The organism is Brevibacterium sp. SMBL_HHYL_HB1 (assembly GCF_018208375.1).
Taxonomy (GTDB): domain Bacteria; phylum Actinomycetota; class Actinomycetes; order Actinomycetales; family Brevibacteriaceae; genus Brevibacterium; species Brevibacterium intestinavium.
The window spans coordinates 1836084-1855675 of sequence record NZ_CP062936.1 but is presented as its reverse complement, the minus strand read 5'-3'; the positions used below and the strand labels follow the sequence as shown (position 1 = coordinate 1855675).

The following is a 19592-nucleotide window of genomic DNA, read 5'->3' as shown; positions in this document are numbered from 1 at the left end:
TGACGGTGGCGGTCGGTCACCGCGGCGATCGTGGTCGGCTGTCGAATCGGCGGTAGTCTTCTGTGTCGGCACGGACAACAGAAAGAGGACGACAGTGGCCAAACCTTGATCCACCGATCGGTATGGGAGCCGTGGTGTGAATCCGGTTCCCGCAAAATGTCGACAAATGGGCAGGGAACATCGTCCCGGTCTCTCACCAGTCTGATTCCACTTTTCAGTTCCCGTAGGCCTCCTCCCCGGGCCCCGGTCTTCACGCCCGCTCGGGCTGATCGGTCATGTCAACGCACGTTGGGGAGGGCTCAACGCGGCCTGCCACAAACGAGCGAATTCCTCGGCCCATGGCCAGTCTCTGGGCAGATTCAGGATCAATCTCCTCGCTCGGTGGGCAATCCGGGCCGGGACGAGGATGATACGCGTCCTCAGTGTTTGTGCACGCGCCTTGCTCATTCGGCCACCCATGAGCCCAGCAGCTGCCCGCAGTAGGTTATGAGTCATCGCCGCGATCGTCACCCACGCTGCGTTGGCATCGAAGGCCCCTGAGGGCATATGCGCCAGTGCACCGTTTTTCAATTCCGCATTGATCTGCTCGATGATTGCGTGCTTCCGGTGGATCTGGTCCGCCAGAACAGTGTCGAAGCGCTCCTGATCGAGGGTGGTGAAGAAGGCGTGGTATCGGTACAAGTCGAATAACGGGTCCTGCCCGGCAGACCGCTTCTTCTCGTTGAGCTCGGGGACTCGTCGCACGATCAACCGGCCTGGCACCTGCAGAGCCTTCTTCTTCGACGTGAACGCGGTAAAGGCGACTTCAGCGACTTCAGCCTTGCTGATCCACGTTTTGGTCTCTTCGTCGAAGATCGCTTCCGGGTACTGGATGCCGGTCCACGCATCATCGTCGATGGTGGAGATCGCTGTTTTGACCTTCTTGTCCATACGCACCGTCACCGACACCTCGGCCCCAGCACCGCGGGCGGCTTTGGTCATTGTCGACGAGTAGTAGGCGGAATCAGCACGCACCAGCACCGGGGCCTGACCGGAATTGATGCGTCGAGTGGTGGCCAGGGCGTCAGAGACGAACTTGTCGGCACCCCGAGCTGATGAGGTAGAGCCCTTCCGGAGACGCTGACCGACGATGACCTGACTGGAGGTGCTTGTCGATGCAGTCGCCAAGAGCGCGTTGAGTCCCCGACTGCCTTGATACCCGAATCCGGCTCCTTGTTTCCTTGCGGAATGGACGTCGATGACGGTGTCGTCGACGTCAACGAAGACCATTGACGACTGCGGTGTTGTCGGACTGGTGGCCAGCAGGCGTATGTGCTGGTCGAAGCCGGTCAGAAGACGGGCGCTGATGGCATCGAGCTGTCTGACGTGGCCGAAGGAGAACGAGCGCAGAAACGATCCCAAAGTCGATGGGGCGTAGACACGGTCGAAGAGTCTGTTCATGCCGCCGTGGCGCAGGATGTTCATATCATCGATCGAATCGGCGCCGGCGGCCATGCCCGCGATCAGGGTGGACAGTTTCGCGCCCGGGTTCGCGCCCTTATCGGCTCCGGTCGTCGTCACGGTCAAACGCTGCTCGGCGAGGTCGAGCAGGCCTGCCTGGTGGGCCAGACGCATGATCGGGACCAGGCCGGTAGGACTGACGAGGTTCGTGTCGTTGAAGGAGTAGGACGCTGCCGTGGGTGTGTGATTGAATAGCACCTGAGAGGTGCCCCTTTCTTGAACGGGAATGTTGACGTTAGACATCATCATTTTCCCAGTTCAGGAGGGGCATTTCCATTTCACACGCGGCTTTGAACAGCTACCCGCATCGGTGGATCAAGGCCAAACTCTACTTCCGGTACGGGGCGATGAACTCCGGCAAGTCGACGGCTCTGCTCCAGGCGGCCTTCAACTACGAAGAACGCGGCCAGAGAGTCCTGTTGGCCAAGCCGGTCATCGACACGAAGGGCGCCTCTCAGATCGTGTCCCGGCTGGGAGTGACCCGAGATGTCGACTTCCTCATCCCCGCCGACGGCGACGTCGAGACGATCTATGCCGAACACGCCGACTACGTCGACCACGACGCCCTGCTCGAGTCGATCGACGCTCCGAAGACCCCGGTCGCCTGCCTGCTCATCGACGAGGCCCAGTTCCTCACCCCTGCTCAGGTGGATTCGCTCATGCGCATCGCCACGAACTCCTCGGTGCCGGTGATGTGCTACGGAATCCGCACGGACTTCCGGACCAAGGCGTTCCCCGGCTCGGGCCGCCTGCTGGAGATCGCCCACACGCTCGAGGAGCTCAAGACGATCTGCCGGTGCGGTCGCAAGGCCATGTTCAACGGCCGCCTCCTCGACGGACAATTCATCTTCGACGGAGACCAGGTCGCCATCGACGGCAATGCCGTGACATATGAGTCGCTGTGCCCACGCTGTTATCTCGAATTCTCCGGCGGTAGGCTGACCACGGAAGACTCCTGACCGCACGGTCTTCGGAACCCAGTCGAACCCTCACGCACCCCAAGGAGCCTCAGATGCGCATCGCTGTCCGTGCCTTCAACGACAATCCCGGTTCTCCCGTCCTCGTCTTCGGCAACGCGCTGGGCACGCGGATGTCGCTGTGGTCGGCGGTCGCCGGCCGACTGGCCGATGATTTCCAGATCTACATCTCCGACCTGCCCGGACACACCCTGCCGGCAGACGAAGCGCTCGGCGATCAATCCGAACCGTACACGATCGCAGACCTGGCCTCCGGCCTCGTCGAGTCGCTGGCCGCGGTCGGCGTGGACTCCTTCACCTACTGCGGCGTCTCGATCTCGGGCGCCGTCGGTCTGACGCTTGCGCTCAATCATCCCGAAGCGCTGACCGGACTCGTCGCCTGCGCGACCGGCGATAAGCTCGGAACTGCGCAGACATGGGACGAACGGATCGCCGAGGTCCGCGCCGACGGCACCCGCGGACTCGTCGACGATACGGCCGACCGGTGGTTCGCCGCCGGATTCCTCGAAGAGGACATCGCCGCCGGGCCGCTCGTCCTCGCCGACCTCGCTCTGGTCGACGACGAAGCGTACATCGCGGCCGCCACCGCAGCGAAATCCTACGATCTCAGCGGGTCCGTCCACGCCATCACCGTGCCGACCCTGTTCCTGGCCGGAGCCCAGGACCCGGGATTCTCACCCGAGGCGATGTCGTCCCTGGCCGAGCGGGTCGACGGGGCGCAGTCGGCCACCGTCCCCGACTCCGCGCACCTGCCGATGGTCGAACACCCGGAGCTCGTCGCCGACCGCATCCACGGCTTCTGCAGCCTGCTCTGACGACCTCTCCACCCGGATCTGACGAGTTCTCCACCGGTGGCGAGCGTACCGGGGCGAACCGCGGATCACTTCTGCAGTCGACGCGCGCGTCCTCTGCAGTAGGCTGGGCTGAGAACAGGCGAACCTGCTCGACGAGGAGTGAGAATGTCCCCGAGTCCGAAGTCTTCTGAGATGACCTCCACCGAGATCGATATGCGATCTCCCGGCGAACGAGAACCCGGAATCGGCCGCAGCACGTTGCGGATCCGGTGGACCGGTTTTCTGCTCGGGCTGATCTTCTCCACGCTGATCTACGCGATCATGCCGGCCGACGTCGACCACTCGGCGAAGCTGACCGCGGCGATCGCGGTGCTCATGGCCGCGTGGTGGATGACCGAGGCGCTGCCGATCGCCGCGACCTCCCTGGTCCCGCTCGTCGCCTTCCCAGTGCTGGGCACCGACGTCGAGATGGAGACCGTCGGAGCCTCCTACGGCAATCCGATCATCTTCCTGTTCCTCGGCGGCTTCCTCATCGCCCTGGCCATGCAGCGCTGGAACCTGCACCGTCGCATTGCGCTGGTGACGCTGAGCATCATGGGCGACCGGCCCGGTCCGATGATCGCCGGCTTCATGATCGCCACCGGTTTCATCTCCATGTGGGTGTCGAACACCGCCACGGCGGTGATGATGCTGCCGATCGGCATCTCGGTGCTCATGATCGTGTCCAAAGTGGTGGGGTCCGCCCTCACCGATGGCTCCGCAGACGGTACTGGGTCCGCCAACGACACCGGGACCGCCGACGGCACTGGGACCGAAGTCGCTGACGAGGGCGAGACGGAATCCGACGACAGCGGCCTCGGGGCAGTGGTCAAGTCGAACTTCGGCACCGCACTCATGCTCGGCATCGCCTACTCCGCCTCCATCGGGTCCTTGGGCACCATCATCGGCACCCCTCCGAACCTCTTCCTGATCGGCTATCTCAAGGACAGCCACGACATCTCCATCGGCTTCGGCCAGTGGATGGCCGTGGGCGTTCCCCTGGCGGTCGTGATGATGGCCATCGCGTGGTTCCTGCTGGTCAAGGTGCTGTTCAAACCCGAGATCGATCGGATCCCCGGCGGTCGTGAACTCATCCGTGATGAGCTGCACAAGCTCGGACCCATGTCGACGGGGGAGAAGCTCGTACTGGCCATGTTCGTCCTCGCCGCAGCCAGTTGGATCTCGCTGCCGCTGATCTTCGATGAACCGCCGATCTCCGATGAGGGGATCGCCATGGCCATCGGACTCCTCCTCTTCCTCATCCCGGGAGGTGCCAATCGCGGCGTGCGCCTCCTCGACTGGGAGACCGCGGAGAAGCTGCCCTGGGGCGTGCTGCTGCTCTTCGGCGGAGGCCTCGCCCTGTCCGCGCAGTTCTCCGACTCGGGGCTGACCGAATGGATCGGTGAGACGACGAGCGGGGTCGGGGTTCTGCCCACCGTGATCGTCGTCGCGATCTTCGCCGCCATCATCCTCTTCCTCACCGAACTGACCTCGAACACCGCGACCGCCGCGACGTTCGTGCCCGTCGTCGGGGGAGTGGCGATGGGCCTCGACCTCGACCCGCTGCTGCTGACGATTCCCGTCGCTCTGGCCGCGACCTGCGCGTTCATGCTGCCCGTTGCCACACCGCCCAATGCGGTGGCCTTCGGCTCCGGTTACGTGACAGTGGCGCAGATGGTCAAGGGCGGTCTGTGGCTCAACGTCATCGGCATCGTGCTCATCACCGCGACCGTGTATCTGCTGGCCGTTCCGGTATTCGGGATCGCTCTGTGAACCGGAACCGAACTGGCATCATTGAGTCATGACCCAGCTGTTCGAACCGCTGACCCTGCGCGGGACCGAGATCGGCAACCGCATCTGGCTGGCTCCGATGTGCCAGTACTCCTGCGAGGCCGAGGACGGCATGCCCGGGCCCTGGCACCTCGTCCACCTCGGCTCCCGCGCGCAGGGAGGCTTCGGGCTCATCCTCACCGAGGCCTCCGCCGTCGTCCCGGAAGGGCGCATCTCCCCTCAAGACGCCGGGATCTGGAACGACGAGCAGGCCGAATCCTGGTCGGCCGTCGTCGACTTCGTCCACTCCCAGGGCAGCGTCATGGGCATCCAGCTCGCGCACGCCGGCCGCAAGGCCAGCACCTACCGGCCCTTCGCCGGTGAGCCCAAGGGCAGCTTGCCCGAATCCGAGGGCGGATGGCCGACCGCAGGGGCCAGCCCCATCGCCTATCCGAAACTCGCGGAGCCGAAGGAGATGACAGCCGAGGACATCGCCGAGGTCGTCGCCGCCTTCGCCTCGGCGGCCTCGCGGGCGGTGGGGGCCGGTTTCGATCTCGTCGAACTCCACGCCGCGCACGGCTACCTGCTCCATTCTTTCCTGTCGCCGCTGTCGAACCAGCGCAGCGACGACTACGGAGGGAACCTGGCCGGTCGCTCGCGCTTGCTCAATGAGGTGTACGCGGCCGTGCGCGCCGAGGTCGGTGAACAGGTGCCCGTCTTCGTCCGGATCTCGGCCAGCGAATGGCACGAAGGGGGATTCGACATCACCGAGGCGGCCGAGGTCTGCCGCGACCTGTCGGAAGCGGGAGTCGACCTCATCGATGTCTCCTCCGGCGGCAACTATCCGGTGCGGATCCCCATCGGCCCCGGCTACCAGGTGCCGCTGGCCGCAGCCATCCGCGCCGAGGGCGTGCCGACCGGTGCCGTCGGGCTGATCACCGATCCGAAACAGGCCGAGACCATCCTGAGCACGGGCCAGGCCGATGCGATCTTCATGGCCCGCGCCGCGCTGCGCGAACCGGCCTGGCCGCAGCGTGCCGCCCACATCCTCGGCGTCGAACCCGGTCCCTATCCTCCGCAGTACACGCGAGGAGCCTGGTGACCGCCCCCTGATCCCTGCGGAGGGTCCGCAGACAGCGCACAGATGAAGTGCGCAGCGTGAAGAGGAGCACGGAAATGAATATGATCGAGACCGAGCACATCGTCATCCGTTCGATCGCAGTCTCCGAGATGGAGAACAACGTCTACCTGCTCACGGCCAAGGAGACGGGCTCGCAGGTCCTCATCGACGCCGCCGACGATGCCGAGGCGATCGCGCAGCTCGTGGCGGCCGGGGCTGCGGACACCGAGGCGGAGACCTCGCTGAGGGCGATCATCACCACCCACCGGCATTGGGACCACATCCGCGCGCTGCCGGCCGTCTCAGCCCGGTATCCGGAGGCGATGACGATTGCCGGGGCCGATGACGCCGCGGCCATCACCGAGGCTGAAGGCGTGGAGATCGCCCACACCGTCGACCACCTCGACGTCGGCGACTTCGGCGGATTCGTCCTCCAGGCGATCTGCCTGCGCGGGCACACCCCCGGTTCGATCGCGCTGCTGCTGAGCGACGGGGGACGAACGATCCTCTTCTCCGGTGACTCGCTCTTCCCCGGCGGGCCGGGCAAGACCTGGTCGAAGGCGGACTTCACCTCGCTCATGGACGACCTCGAGGAGCGGGTCTTCGGCCAGCTCGCCGATGACACCGTGGTCCTGCCGGGACACGGTGACTCGACGACTGTGGGCCAGGAACGTCCGAAACTCGACGAGTGGCGCCAACGCGGTTGGTGAGCCCTCAGCCCGGGAGGACGGCGACGCCCCAGGCCGCCCACGCGACGGCGAGGAGACCTGCGACGATGATGCCGAGGTTCCACACCGTCCGGATCGTCCTCTTCCCGCCGGGATTGGCCAGCTCCTCGTCGCTGAGACGGGCGTAGCGGTCGAGCACGGTGTCGACGGCCGGGTTCGGACTCTCGACGAGGCGGCGCATGTCGTGCTCGTCCTTCTCCCACTTCTTCCCCCTGCCCGCCAGCGGCCAGGAGCCGAACTTCTTCTCATGAGTGCGCACGGCCAGGCCGAAGTGCGTTTCGAAGCCGTCGACGAGATTCCAGGGGATGGTCACGGTCTGCAGCGGGTTGACGAGGACGAGCTCGCTGCGATGGAGCTCGACCCGCGGGAATCGGTAGAGCGCGAAGACCAAGGTGCCGACAGCAGCGGGGATGCCTGCGGCGGCGAGGCCGCGCGGTGAGAAGTCGCCGAAGAGGATCGAGACGACGCCGATGGTGCACAGACCGGTGACGACGAAGAACAGGACCGTCGAACCCGTCGTCCGCACGATCGTCGGCTGGAAACTGCCTGAATTGCGATCTATCTCACTGCTAGCCACCTGGCCATCCTATCCACTGAGACTGGACAAACGGTGTCCATTCTCTTGGTTTCGAAACGGTAACGATTCGGTATTTTGCTCAATATGTGGACTCGGTCACAGTTGCTGGTGAATTAACTTTGAGGCAATCCATATGAAGAATATGAAGACGATCACGACCGGATCGGAATCTCCGACAGGGAATCTGTGATCGGAATGCACTCCGGCCTTGGGGTGCACGCACGAGGGTGACTCGCCCTAAGACAACAAGGAGAGAACGTGAACAAGCGCTTCCTCGCGGCCGGCGCCTCAGTGGCCGCCGCCGCACTGGTGCTCACCGCCTGCACACCCCCTGGCGGAGGCGATGACGACGACGCATCGAACGATACGACGCTCAACATCGGCTGGAACGAATCCTTCCGATCGATGAACACTCTGACCGCGAACGGCAATGCGACCTCGAACGCCATTCTCACCTACCTGATGAACGACAACTTCGGGTACTACAACGACGACCTCGAAGTCACCGACGGCAACCTGGGCAAGGTCGAGCAGGTTTCGGAGGACCCACTCAAGGTCAAGTACTCCTTCAACGACGACGCCAAGTGGTCGGACGGAACCCCCGTCGATGCCGCTGATCTGGCGCTCACCTGGGCCGGAATGTCTTCGAATTTCAATACCGTCGAGAGCAACTCCGACGATGAGGGCAACGTCAAGAAGAACGACGAGGACACGGTCTACTTCGACTCGTCGACGATCGGCGCCTCGCTCATCAAGGATTTCCCGGAGATCTCAGACGACGGCAAGGAACTCACGTTCGAGTACACGAAGCCCTATTCCGATTGGGCCGATGAGTTCGGCATCGGCGCCGACGGGGTCGGCGTGCCGGCGCACATCGTGGCGAAGAAGGCCTTGGGAATCGATGATGCCGAGAAGGGCAAACAGGCGATCCTCGATGCAATCAAGGACAAGGAGACGAAGAAGCTGTCGAAGATCTCGAACGTGTGGAACACCGGCTTCGACTTCACCTCGATGCCCGAGGACGAGGACCTGCTGGTCCACAGCGGTCCGTACAAGATGACGAAGTTCGAAGAAGGTCAGTACGTGACCCTCGAGCTCGACGACAACTACAGCGGTCCGACCAAACCGAAGATCAACACTATCACCGTCCGCTACAACGGCGATCCGATGGCGATGGTCCAAGCTGTGGAGAACGGTGAGGTCGACTTCACCCAGCCGCAGGCCACCTCCGATGTGCTCTCCGCCGCCGAGGACCTCGACGGAGTCAAGGTCGACACAGGCGACGATGCGACCTATGAGCACGTCGACTTCACCTTCGACAACAAGGGGCCGTTTGATCCCGCAGCCAATGGAGGCGACGAGGACAAAGCGCGGAAGGTTCGTCAGGCCTTCCTCAAGACCGTCCCGCGTCAGGACATCGTCGACAAGATCATCAAGCCGCTCAACCCCGAGGCCAAGACCAGGGACTCATTCAACCAGGTGCCTGGCTCGCCGATGTATGACGCCATCGTCAAAGGCAACGGAATGGAAGCGCTCAAGGAAGTCGACGTCGACGGTGCGAAGAAACTGCTCAAGGAAGCAGGGGTCGACAGCCCGACTGTCCGTGTCATGTATGACAACACGAACTCGCGTCGTCAGCAGGAGTTCCAGCTGATCAAGGAGTCGGCCGAGAAGGCCGGCTTCGAGATCAAGGACGTCGGAGACGTCAACTGGGGCACCCGCCTCGGGGACGGAACTTATGATGTCGCGCTCTTCGGCTGGCAGTCCGAAGGCACCGGGATCACGGAGTCCGATGCGAACTACCGCACCGGGGCTCAGAACAACTATGGCGGCTACTCGAGCAAGAAGACCGACAAGATCCTCGATGAGATCCTCGTGGCGCCCGAGGAGGATCAGGAGAAGTTGTCGACAGAACTTGAGAAGCAGCTCACCGACGATGCCTTCGGTGCGCCGCTGTTCCAGTTCCCTTCGCTGCTCATCTACAACGAGAAGCTCAAGAACGCGTCGACGATCACGGTGTCGCCGACACTGATGTGGAACTACTGGGAGTGGGAAGTCAACTGATCCGCAACTGACGCGATCGGTTCTTCTCCACCCTGGCTGCTGTGGGGATCACTGTGTGGTCCCCACAGCAGCGTTTTCGGAAGATTGAAACGGATACCACATCATGATCAGATTCATCCTCCGACGATTGCTGTCGACAGCGCTCGTGCTGCTCGTCGTCACCTTCGTCCTCTACCTCCTGCTCAACGTCGCCCTGGACTTCTTCTGGGATCTGCGGTCGAGCACCTCCCCGAACATCGAGGCCCTCTACGAATCCCGTCGGCGTCTGCTCGACCTCGACACGCCCGCCATCGTCAGATACTTCAAGTGGCTGGCCGGAGTCGGTGGCTGCGCCATCGGCCAATGCGACTTAGGCGTCGCGTGGAAGTCCGGTCAGGAGGTCACGGACCAGCTGCAGGGCGCGATCGCCAACACGATCAAGCTAATCACCGCCTCGACGATCGTGGCCATCATCCTCGGCATCGCTGTGGGCATGATCTCGGCGATCCGCCAGTATTCGGGCTTCGACTACTTCATCACCTTCGTCTCGTTCCTCCTCTACTCGCTGCCCGTGTTCTGGGTGGCGGTGCTGCTCAAGCAGTACGGTGCGATCGACATCAACAACTTCATCAACGACCCGACGCTGGACTCCTGGTGGCCGATCATCATCGCCTGTCTGGCGATGGGGCTGTTCTGGATGGGAGCGCTGGGCGGGAGCGTGAGACGGCGAGTCATCACCTTCTCCGCGGCCACGCTCATCACCTTCGCCACGGTCTACTACATCCTCGCCAGCGGCTGGCTGCAGCATCCGAGCATCGGCCTCGTCGGCGTCATCATCATCGGAACCGGCGCGGCCATCGTCATGACGTATCTGTCGACGGGTCTGAAGAACCGCCGCGTGCTCTACGCCTCGCTGACCACAGTGGCCGTCGGCGCCCTGCTGTTCATGCCCCTGCAGTACCTCTTCTACTACGTGGCGATGAACTGGCTGTGGATGGCAGGGCTGCTCATCGTCGCCATCGCCGTCGCCATCGGCGTGGGGCTGGCGTTCCGCGGTCCCGATCCCTGGGACACGGCGCGCACGACGGGCTTCACCGCTGTCATCGTGGCCTTCCTCATCTTCGCCGATCGCGTGCTGCAGGGCTGGCAGGACTATTCGAACGACCCGGCCATCAACAATCGTCCGATCGCGACGATCGGTGCTTCGGCGCCGAACATCGACGGTGACTTCTGGGTGTCGAACCTCGACTCGTTCACTCACCTGCTGCTGCCGTCGATCGCGCTGGTCCTCATCTCCTTCGCCTCCTACACCCGCTATACACGCGGTTCGATGCTCGAAGTCATGGGCCAGGACTACATCCGCACGGCACGGGCCAAAGGCCTCAACGAGCGCACGGTGATCATGCGCCACGCTCTGCGCAATGCGCTGCTGCCGCTGGCGTCGGTGGTGCCCGTCGACATCGTCACGATGATCGGCGGTGCCGTGATCACGGAGACGATCTTCGGCTGGAACGGCATGGGCAAACTCTTCATCGACTCGATGAGGCAAGCCGAACTCGACCCGGTCATGGCCTACATCCTGATCACGGGTCTGCTCTCCATCATCGCCAACCTGGTCGCGGACTTCCTCTACGCCGTCCTCGACCCGAGAATCCGAGTGAACGCATGAGTACCAACAACGACAATCAGAACGCTCTCGCTCTCGACGAAGTTCGGGACAATGCGATCGAGTCGAAGGAAACCGAAGGCCTGTCGCAGGGCACGATCGTCCTGCGGAAGTTCCTCCGCCACAAAGGGGCGATGATCAGCATCGTCGTCCTCGTGCTTGTGGCGATCTTAGCCTTCAGTGCACAGGGCGTCGGCGGTCTGCCCGGCTGGTGGAAGTACAGTCACACCGCCTCCGGGCAGGTGGTCAACCCCGGGGGAGCCCCGACCTGGTCACTGTCGAACATCTTCTCGCTGGGCGAACACCCCTTCGGGCAGGACGAGATCGGCCGCGACAACTTCGCACGGGTGATGAAGGGGACGCAGATCTCCATCATCGTCATGTTCATCATCGGCGCGGTCTGCCTGGTCATCGGCACGATCATTGGAGCGCTGGCCGGCTACTACCGCGGCTGGATCGACTCGGTGCTGATGCGCATCACCGACGGCTTCATCATCCTGCCGGTCATCGTCGTCGGTTCCATCCTCGGCGTCCTCGTCGGCGGGTCGAGCGGACCGATGCTCGGTCTGGCGCTCGGCTGCATCCTCTGGGTCGGTCTGGCCCGCCTCGTCCGCGGTGATTTCATGTCCCTGCGCGAACGCGAATTCGTCGATTCGGCACGCGTGGCCGGAGCCGGCGACTTCAGGATCATGTTCAAGCACATGCTGCCCAATGCCATGGGCGTCATCATCGTCAACACCACGCTGATCATGAGTCAGGCGATCGTGCTCGAGGCCGCCCTGAGTTATCTGGGCTTCGGCATCCAGCCGCCCGGCATCTCCCTGGGCCAGCTGATCAGTGAGTACCAGACCTCGTTCGCCACCCGTCCGTGGCTGTTCTGGTGGCCCGGCCTGTTCATCATCGTCATCGCTCTGTGCGTGAACTTCATCGGTGACGGTCTGCGCGATGCGTTCGACCCGAGGATGAAGACGATCCCGAGCTGGAGGAAGATGAAGAAGGCCGAGCGCATGGCGCAGAAAGGGGCGAAGTGATGACTGAGCAGACAGCACGCAGCGATTCGCAGCCGGTCAAGGGTTCGCCGATCCTCGAGGTCAACGACCTCGGAGTGAAGTTCTGGGTCAGCGATGAATGGTGGACGGCCGCCGAACACCTCGATTACACGGTCAACGCCGGTGAGGTGCTGGCGATCGTCGGCGAGTCCGGCTCGGGCAAGTCGCAGTCGAGCATGTCGCTGCTCGGTCTGCTGCCGAGCAATGGTCGGGCCACCGGTTCGGCGGTGCTGGGCGGCACTGAGCTCATCGGCATGCCTCCCGAGCGGATGCAGGACGTCCGGGGCAATGAGATCTCGGTGATCTTCCAGGAGCCGATGACCGCGCTCAACCCGGTCTACACCGCCGGGTATCAGATCGTGGAGACCCTGCGCGTCCACCTCGACATCGGACCCAGCGAAGCGAAGAAGCGGGCTCTCGAGCTCATGCGCCTCGTCGAGATCCCCGACCCCGAGGACCGGTTCCATTCGTTCCCGCACCAGCTCTCGGGCGGTCAGCGTCAGCGCATCATGATCGCGCAGGCCCTGGCCTGCCAACCGAAGCTGCTCATCGCCGACGAGCCGACCACGGCCCTCGACGTCACGGTGCAGGCCGAGATCCTCAAGCTCATGCGGGATCTGAAGTCGAAGCTCGATGCGGGAATCATCCTCATCACCCACGATATGGGTGTAGTGGCGGATATGGCCGACCGCATCATCGTCATGCGCGCCGGCCGGGTGGTCGAGGCCGGCACTGCGGAGGAGATCTTCTACCATCCGCAGCACCCCTACACGAAGCAGCTGCTCGAGGCGGTGCCCCACCTCGGCACCGGCATCGAAGGCGAGGTCTTCGGGTCGAGCCTCGACGACGTCGAGTCCGCCGCCTTCGGGCATGCGGAGGAGATCGGCTCCCTGCGTGCGGAGCAAGGGGACATCGATCCCCACCACGACGGTTCCCGCGATTCGCTGGGGAACACGCACGCCGGTTCCGCGACCGTGGCGGAGGGAGGCGCCAACCGCACCGATGACCTCGACACGGAATCCCGTGAGATCGCCGAGGCCGGCCAACCCGATCATCGCATCGAGATGGATTCGACCGAGACCTTCTACCATCCGGGTTCGCAGGCGGACTTCTCGAAGCCCTCGGCCCTGCAGCTGCGCGATGCCGCGATCGAGTATCCGGCTTCCGGTCGGAAGAAGGCCTTCCGCGCCGCTCATCACATCAACCTGATGATCGCCCCCGGTGAGGTCGTGGGACTGGTCGGCGAATCCGGTTCGGGCAAGACGACGATCGGTCGGGCCGCGCTCGGCCTGCTGCCCACCGTCGAAGGCGATATCGTCGTCAACGGCACGAGTATCAAGGGACTGAACAACAAGCAGCTGCGTCCGCTGCGCAAGGAAGTCGGGATCGTCTTCCAGGATCCCGGCTCCTCGCTCAACCCGCGTCTGCCGGTCGGCGAGTCGATCGGCGAACCGCTCTACCTCCACGAGCGGATGAAGGGACCGGAGCTGAGCAAGAAGATCGAAGAGCTGCTGGAGGCGGTCGAGCTGCCGACGTCGATGCGCAACCGGTACCCCCATGAGCTCTCCGGCGGTCAGCGTCAGCGCATCGGCATCGCCCGCGCTCTGACCCTGCGGCCGAAGCTGCTCATCGCCGACGAGCCGACCTCGGCGCTCGACGTATCGGTGCAGGCGAAGGTCCTCGACCTGTTCGAAGGCCTGCAGAAGGAGTACGGATTCGCGTGCCTGTTCATCAGCCATGATCTGGCGGTGATCGAACGGATCGCCGAGCGCATCGCCGTCATGCGCCACGGCTACCTCGTCGAGATCGGCAAGTCCTCGCAGGTCGTGGGCAACCCCGTCCACCCGTACACGCAGCGTCTGCTCTCGGCGGTTCCGGTCCCGGATCCGAAAGAGCAGCGCAAGCGCCGGGAGGCCAGGGACGCCGTCCTCGAGGCGACCATGGAGGCCTGAGCCTCCGACGCGGGCGGCTTCGGCTCGTCGGCGCCCGCGCAACCACCGAATGAGGTCACAGAACCGAGGCGATCTGCCCGAATCGGGTCTTTCGCCTCGGTTCTGTGACCTCATTCAGCTTCAGCGGGCCCCGAAGCCGGCTCCGGGGCGCCGGCCGGGGCTGCGCCGCCGGCTGGGTCCGCTCACTTCCGGCCCCCCGCGGGCAGCTGAGCATCGGCTGTCACCGCGAGGCACCGGGTGGTGCGTATAATTGTCTGTTGGGTCCGGGCTGGACCGATCTCTCTATCTCAAAAGGTTCTTGATGACTGAAGCCATCACACGACGGGACAACCGCCGCAATGTAGCAATCGTCGCACACGTCGACCACGGCAAGACCACCCTGGTCGACGCCATGCTCCGGCAGACCGGTGTGTTCAGCGAACACGGCGATTTCGCCGAACGCGTCATGGATTCCGGTGACCTCGAACGTGAGAAGGGCATCACCATTCTCGCGAAGAACACCTCGGTGCTCTACAACGGTCCCTCGGCCGGTGAGGACCCCATCGTCATCAATGTCATCGACACCCCGGGCCACGCCGACTTCGGCGGAGAGGTCGAACGCGGCCTGTCCATGGTCGACGGCGTCGTCCTCCTCGTCGACGCCTCCGAGGGCCCGCTGCCGCAGACGCGGTTCGTTCTGCGCAAGGCGCTGGCCGCGAAGCTGCCGGTCATCCTCGTGATCAACAAGACCGACCGCGCCGATGCCCGCATCGACGGAGTCGTCGAAGAGGCACAGGACCTGCTGCTGGGTCTGGCCTCCGACCTCGCCGATGAAGTTCCCGACCTCGACGTCGACGCCGTTCTCGACGTGCCGGTGGTCTATGCCGCAGCGAAGGCAGGTGCCGCCTCCCTCGAACAGCCCGCCGATGGTGAGGTCCCGGCCAACCCCGATCTCGAGCCTCTGTTCAAGACCATCCTGGAGACGATCCCGGCCCCGGAGATCAACGAGGACGGAATCCTCCAGGCACACGTGACCAACCTCGACGCCTCGCCGTTCCTCGGCCGTCTGGCCCTGCTGCGCATCTTCGGCGGCACGCTGAAGAAAGGCCAGCAGGTCGCCTGGGCCCGTGGGGACGAGATCAGCTCGGTCAAGATCACCGAGCTGCTCGAGACCCAGGGACTCGATCGCGTGCCCGCCACCCAGGCCTCGGCCGGTGACATCGTCGCGGTCGCCGGCATCCCCGACATCATGATCGGTGACACCCTCACCGACATCAACACCCCGAAGCCGATGCCGGCGATCGTCATCGACGATCCCGCGATCTCGATGACCGTGGGCATCAACACCTCTCCGCTGGCCGGTCGCGAGAAGGGCACGAAGGTCACCGCCCGCATGGTCAAGGACCGCCTCGACCAGGAGCTCGTCGGCAACGTCTCGCTCAAGGTCGTCCCGACCGAGCGTCCCGACGCCTGGGAGGTCCAGGGACGCGGAGAGCTGGCGCTGGCCATCCTCGTCGAGCAGATGCGTCGTGAGGGATTCGAACTCACCGTCGGCAAGCCGCAGGTCGTGACCAGGCAGATCGACGGCAAGGTGCATGAGCCGTTCGAGGAGCTCACCGTCGACGTTCCGGAGGACTACCTCGGCGCCGTCACCCAGCTGCTGGCCGCCCGCAAGGGTGTGATGTCGACGATGACCAACCACGGAACCGGCTGGGTGCGCATGGAGTTCAAGGTCCCCGCCCGCGGCCTCATCGGCTTCCGCACACGGTTCCTCACCGAGACCCGCGGCACCGGCATCGCGAACACGATCTCCGCCGGATACGGTCCCTGGGCCGGCAACATCGAATTCCGCATCAACGGCTCGCTCGTCGCCGACCGCGCCGGAACCGTGACCCCCTATGCGATGATCAACCTGCAGGACCGGGGCACCTTCTTCGTCGAACCGACCTCCGAGGTCTACGAGGGCCAGATCGTCGGCGAGAACTCGCGGGCCGACGATATGGACGTCAACATCACGAAGGAGAAGAAGCTGACGAACATGCGTTCGGCATCGGCCGACAGCTTCGAGAATCTCACCCCGCCGCGCAAGCTCACCCTCGAAGAGAGCCTCGAGTTCGCTCGCGAGGACGAATGCGTCGAGGTCACCCCGGCCGCGATCCGCATCCGCAAGGTCGAGCTCGATCAGAAGGAGCGCGCGAAGCTCCACGCCAAGCTGCGCCGCCAGAACGCCTGAACCAGCACTGCCGAATGAGTCACCAAGATTCCATGACACTCACGCCGCGCGTCCTCTTCGTGCACGCTCATCCCGACGATGAGACGATCACGACGGGAGGCACCATCGCGTCCCTTGTGGCCGAAGGCGCCGAGGTCATGGTGCTCACCGCCACTCGAGGAGAGGGCGGGGAGGTCATCCCCGCCGAACTCAGGCACCTCGAGGGCGATCGCGTCGGCCTGGCCCGGGTCCGGGAGCAGGAGATCGCCGAGGCGATGCGCGCGCTCGGAGTCTCCACCCACGCCTTCCTCGGCGGGACCACCCGCACCTTCGAGGACTCGGGCATGGAGTGGGGTCCGGACGGTCATGCCCGGCCCGCGTCGTCCATGCCCGATGACGCCCTCTGCGCGGCCGATGTGACCACCGTGGCCAGGCACATCGCCGCGGTCATCGACGCCCTGGCCCCGCATGCGGTCATCACCTACGCCGCAAACGGCGGGTACGGCCATCCCGATCATGTGCGGGTCCACGAGGCGACGATGGCCGCGATCGACCTGGCCGAATGGCGCACCGGACGGCTGCTGTGCGTCGACACCCCCACCGAGGTGGCCCAGCGGGCCTTCGACCCCGGGCAGGCCGGGTTCGCGGAGACCGGTTTCGCGCCCGTCGAGGCGATTCCCGCGAAACCTCCGGTCGACCGGATCGTCATCAGCCAGGACGTGACCGCCGTGCTCGCGGCCAAGCGCGCGGCGCTCGAGGCCCATCGGACCCAGGTCAGCGTCTCGGGCGCATTCTTCGCACTGTCGAACGGCGTCGGACAGAGGATCGGCGACCACGAATACTATTCCATCGGCGCCGGAGCCGAAGTCCCCGAGGACCGACTGCGTCAGGGGCCGGCCGACCATGTGCTCTCCGGTCTCGACCTCGCGGCCGTGGAAGCGCAGGAGCCAGCGGTGGGCCCGGCACCGGCCAAGCGCCGGCGCGAACCGAAGAAGCCCGGCGTCTTCGCCTACCTGCACGCCGGGGTCCTCGCTGTGCTCATCGCCTTCCTCGGCGCCATGCAGCACCTCAACGTCACCGTCGTCCACCCCGCTGGGGTCCCCGTGATCCTCCCATGGGGTCTGGCCCTGTCGCTGCTGTTGGCCGCCAGCGGGCTGTGGCATCTGAAGACCATGTACCGCAGCAGTTCGCCGATGCTGCTGGCCGCCGTCATCATCGCCGTGCTGTCCTATGTGTTCGGTCAGCCGAACTGGCTGCCGGGAGCGGACATGATCGTCACCGGCACCCTCCGGTCCGTGGCCTGGCTGCTCGGACCGATGCTGTTCGCCGCCGTCTTCGCCTTCATCAACGTGCGCGGCGGCGAACGGACTCGTTAGACTCATCCGAACAGAATCGATCCACTCGTTCTCGATATCCTCGGGAGGAAGATGACGCCCCAGACACCAGCCGACGGAATCTCGGGTCCCGATGGGCCCCGCTCCTCGGTCGAGGGTGCCCGGAAGAAGCGGATCTGGCCCTACGTCCTCCTCGTCGCTGTCGTCCTGGCCGCGCTCTACATCGTGGTCGGCTTCTTCAGCGGACGCGTGCTCACTCCGGGAACGACCGTCGCCGGCATCGACATCGGCGGCAAGAGCGCAACCGACGCCGAGAACACGCTGCGCAGCGAACTCGGTGACGAAGCCGAGAAGGAGATCGTTCTGCAGGCAGGCGAACCGACGGCGAAGCTCGACCCCGCCGAGGCCGGCATCACCTTCGACGCCGAGGCCACGGTCGACCGTGTCACCGGGTTCAGTCTCGATCCCACCGTGATTTGGGACCGCCTGTTCGGAGACGACGAGGTCGCCCCGGTCATCGATGTCGACGAGGAGAAGTTCGACAAGGCCACCTCGAAGGTCACCGAATCCCTTGCCGTCGAACCCAAGGATGCCGAACTCGGATACGAGAAGACGACACCGAAGGTCAAGGACGGCACCGTCGGGCAGACGGTCGATGCCGAACAGGTGCGCACGGCCGTCGACGAGAACTGGCTGCGCACGCAGGACGCCCTGCCCGTCCAACCGACTCAGGTCGATCCCGACATCACGACGGCAGAGGCCGAGGACATGGCCGACGGATTCGCCGAGGACGCGGTGAGCAAGAAGCGCGAGATCAAGGCCGAACCCGGCGAGGACGCGGATTCGGACGTCGACGGCGGTGTCCTCACCGTTTCGCCGAAGACGATTGCGAAGACACTGACATTTGAGGCCAAGGACTCGAAACTGGTCCCGGTCTTCGACCAGGAGGAGCTCCAGGAATCGGTGCTGGACGCGAACAAGGCCATCGGCAAGCCGGCCAAGGACGCCGGTTTCACGATCAAGGACGGCAAACCCGAGGTCGTGCCCTCGGAGACCGGAATCGGGATCAAGGCCAAGGAGCTGACCAAGGTCGTGACCGAGGTGATCAAGGGCGACAACGACGACCCCGAGGTGACCCTGGCCTCCGTCGAACCCGACTTCACGACGAAGGATGCGAAGAAGGCCGATGTCTCCGAGACGGTCTCGGAGTTCTCCACCGGCTACAGTTCGGAACCCAATCGCGACAACAATCTGCGGGTGGCCTCGAAGAAGGTCTCCGGCACCGTGCTGCAGCCGGGTGAGCAGTTCTCCCTCAACGACACCCTGGGCCAGCGCACCGCGGCCAACGGATACAAGGCCGCGGGCGTGATCTCAGACGGACAGATGAAGGACGACTTCGGCGGGGGAGTCTCCCAGGTGTCGACGACGCTGTTCAACGCCGCGTTCTTCGCCGGGTTCGATCTCGATGAGCACCAGGCGCATTCGCGCTACATCTCCCGCTACCCGGAAGGGCGGGAGTCGACGCTCGACTGGTCGTCGATCGACATGAAGTTCACGAACAATTCGAAGACGCCGGTCGTCCTCGACATGTACCTCAAGGACGGTGAGGTCCATGCGAAGGTCTTCGGCGTCAAGAAGTACGACGTCTCGGCCGACGCTTCGGACCGGTTCGACCACACCTCACCCGGTTCGATCACCGAAAGCGGCGACTCCTGCACGCCGCAGTCGCCCAAGGGCGGATGGTCGATCCGAATCACCCGGACGATGAAGGACATCGATTCGGGCCGGACGACCAAGGACGGATTCACGACCGTCTACCGACCGGTGAACAAGGTCGAGTGCAAGGACTGAG

General features: G+C 64.3%; 14 protein-coding genes. 12 read left to right on the top strand and 2 right to left on the bottom strand.

Annotated features, from left to right (window positions below; translation table 11 throughout):
* Positions 1 to 273 precede the first annotated feature (273 nt).
* A complete protein-coding gene (locus IG171_RS08570) occupies positions 274 to 1698 on the bottom strand; it encodes an IS1380 family transposase (RefSeq protein ID WP_135542801.1) in 1425 nt (474 codons plus the stop codon).
* A 149-nt stretch (positions 1699 to 1847) separates the two neighbouring features.
* Between IG171_RS08570 and IG171_RS08565 the strand changes: the two genes are divergently transcribed.
* The 5 genes from IG171_RS08565 (at position 1848) to IG171_RS08545 (ending at position 6910) form a co-directional block, all read left to right on the top strand.
* Entirely contained in the window at positions 1848 to 2459 is a 612-nt protein-coding gene (locus IG171_RS08565; RefSeq protein ID WP_212131602.1) for a thymidine kinase, read from the top strand.
* A gap of 53 nt (positions 2460 to 2512) precedes the next feature.
* Positions 2513 to 3292, top strand: a complete 780-nt coding sequence (locus IG171_RS08560; protein WP_212131243.1) for an alpha/beta fold hydrolase — start codon at positions 2513 to 2515, stop codon at positions 3290 to 3292.
* Between the two features lie 171 nt (positions 3293 to 3463).
* Positions 3464 to 5083, top strand: coding sequence for a DASS family sodium-coupled anion symporter (locus IG171_RS08555; protein ID WP_249204209.1), 1620 nt, complete (start codon positions 3464 to 3466; stop codon positions 5081 to 5083).
* Positions 5084 to 5111: 28 nt separating this feature from the next.
* A complete protein-coding gene (locus IG171_RS08550; protein WP_212131241.1) occupies positions 5112 to 6182 on the top strand; it encodes an NADH:flavin oxidoreductase/NADH oxidase in 1071 nt (356 codons plus the stop codon).
* Positions 6183 to 6256: 74 nt separating this feature from the next.
* Complete coding sequence (locus tag IG171_RS08545) at positions 6257 to 6910, top strand: MBL fold metallo-hydrolase (RefSeq protein WP_249204207.1); 654 nt, start codon at positions 6257 to 6259, stop codon at positions 6908 to 6910.
* Between the two features lie 4 nt (positions 6911 to 6914).
* Here the strand turns inward: IG171_RS08545 and IG171_RS08540 are convergent, their stop codons facing one another.
* Positions 6915 to 7505: a hypothetical protein gene (locus IG171_RS08540; RefSeq protein WP_212131240.1), complete on the bottom strand. Its 591-nt coding sequence runs from the start codon at positions 7503 to 7505 to the stop codon at positions 6915 to 6917.
* A gap of 258 nt (positions 7506 to 7763) precedes the next feature.
* On the opposite strand from IG171_RS08540, the gene IG171_RS08535 reads away from it, so the two are divergent.
* The 7 genes from IG171_RS08535 (at position 7764) to IG171_RS08505 (ending at position 19591) form a co-directional block, all read left to right on the top strand.
* On the top strand, positions 7764 to 9569 hold the full coding sequence (locus IG171_RS08535; RefSeq protein ID WP_212131239.1) for an ABC transporter family substrate-binding protein: 1806 nt from the start codon (positions 7764 to 7766) through the stop codon (positions 9567 to 9569).
* 103 nt (positions 9570 to 9672) lie between these two features.
* Positions 9673 to 11217: an ABC transporter permease gene (locus IG171_RS08530; protein ID WP_212131238.1), complete on the top strand. Its 1545-nt coding sequence runs from the start codon at positions 9673 to 9675 to the stop codon at positions 11215 to 11217.
* On the top strand, positions 11214 to 12245 hold the full coding sequence (locus tag IG171_RS08525) for an ABC transporter permease (RefSeq protein ID WP_212131237.1): 1032 nt from the start codon (positions 11214 to 11216) through the stop codon (positions 12243 to 12245). The genes IG171_RS08530 and IG171_RS08525 overlap by 4 nt, the downstream gene beginning before the upstream one ends.
* Positions 12245 to 14215: an ABC transporter ATP-binding protein gene (locus IG171_RS08520; RefSeq protein ID WP_212131236.1), complete on the top strand. Its 1971-nt coding sequence runs from the start codon at positions 12245 to 12247 to the stop codon at positions 14213 to 14215. Before IG171_RS08525 ends, IG171_RS08520 begins: the two co-directional genes overlap by 1 nt.
* A gap of 301 nt (positions 14216 to 14516) precedes the next feature.
* Positions 14517 to 16427, top strand: coding sequence for a translational GTPase TypA (typA, locus tag IG171_RS08515; protein WP_212131235.1), 1911 nt, complete (start codon positions 14517 to 14519; stop codon positions 16425 to 16427).
* Positions 16428 to 16459: 32 nt separating this feature from the next.
* Positions 16460 to 17782, top strand: coding sequence for a PIG-L family deacetylase (locus IG171_RS08510; RefSeq protein WP_212131234.1), 1323 nt, complete (start codon positions 16460 to 16462; stop codon positions 17780 to 17782).
* Positions 17783 to 17833: 51 nt separating this feature from the next.
* Positions 17834 to 19591 carry a VanW family protein gene (locus IG171_RS08505; protein WP_212131233.1) on the top strand — a complete coding sequence of 586 codons (1758 nt, stop codon included), beginning with the start codon at positions 17834 to 17836 and terminating at the stop codon, positions 19589 to 19591.
* Position 19592: the final 1 nt, after the last annotated feature.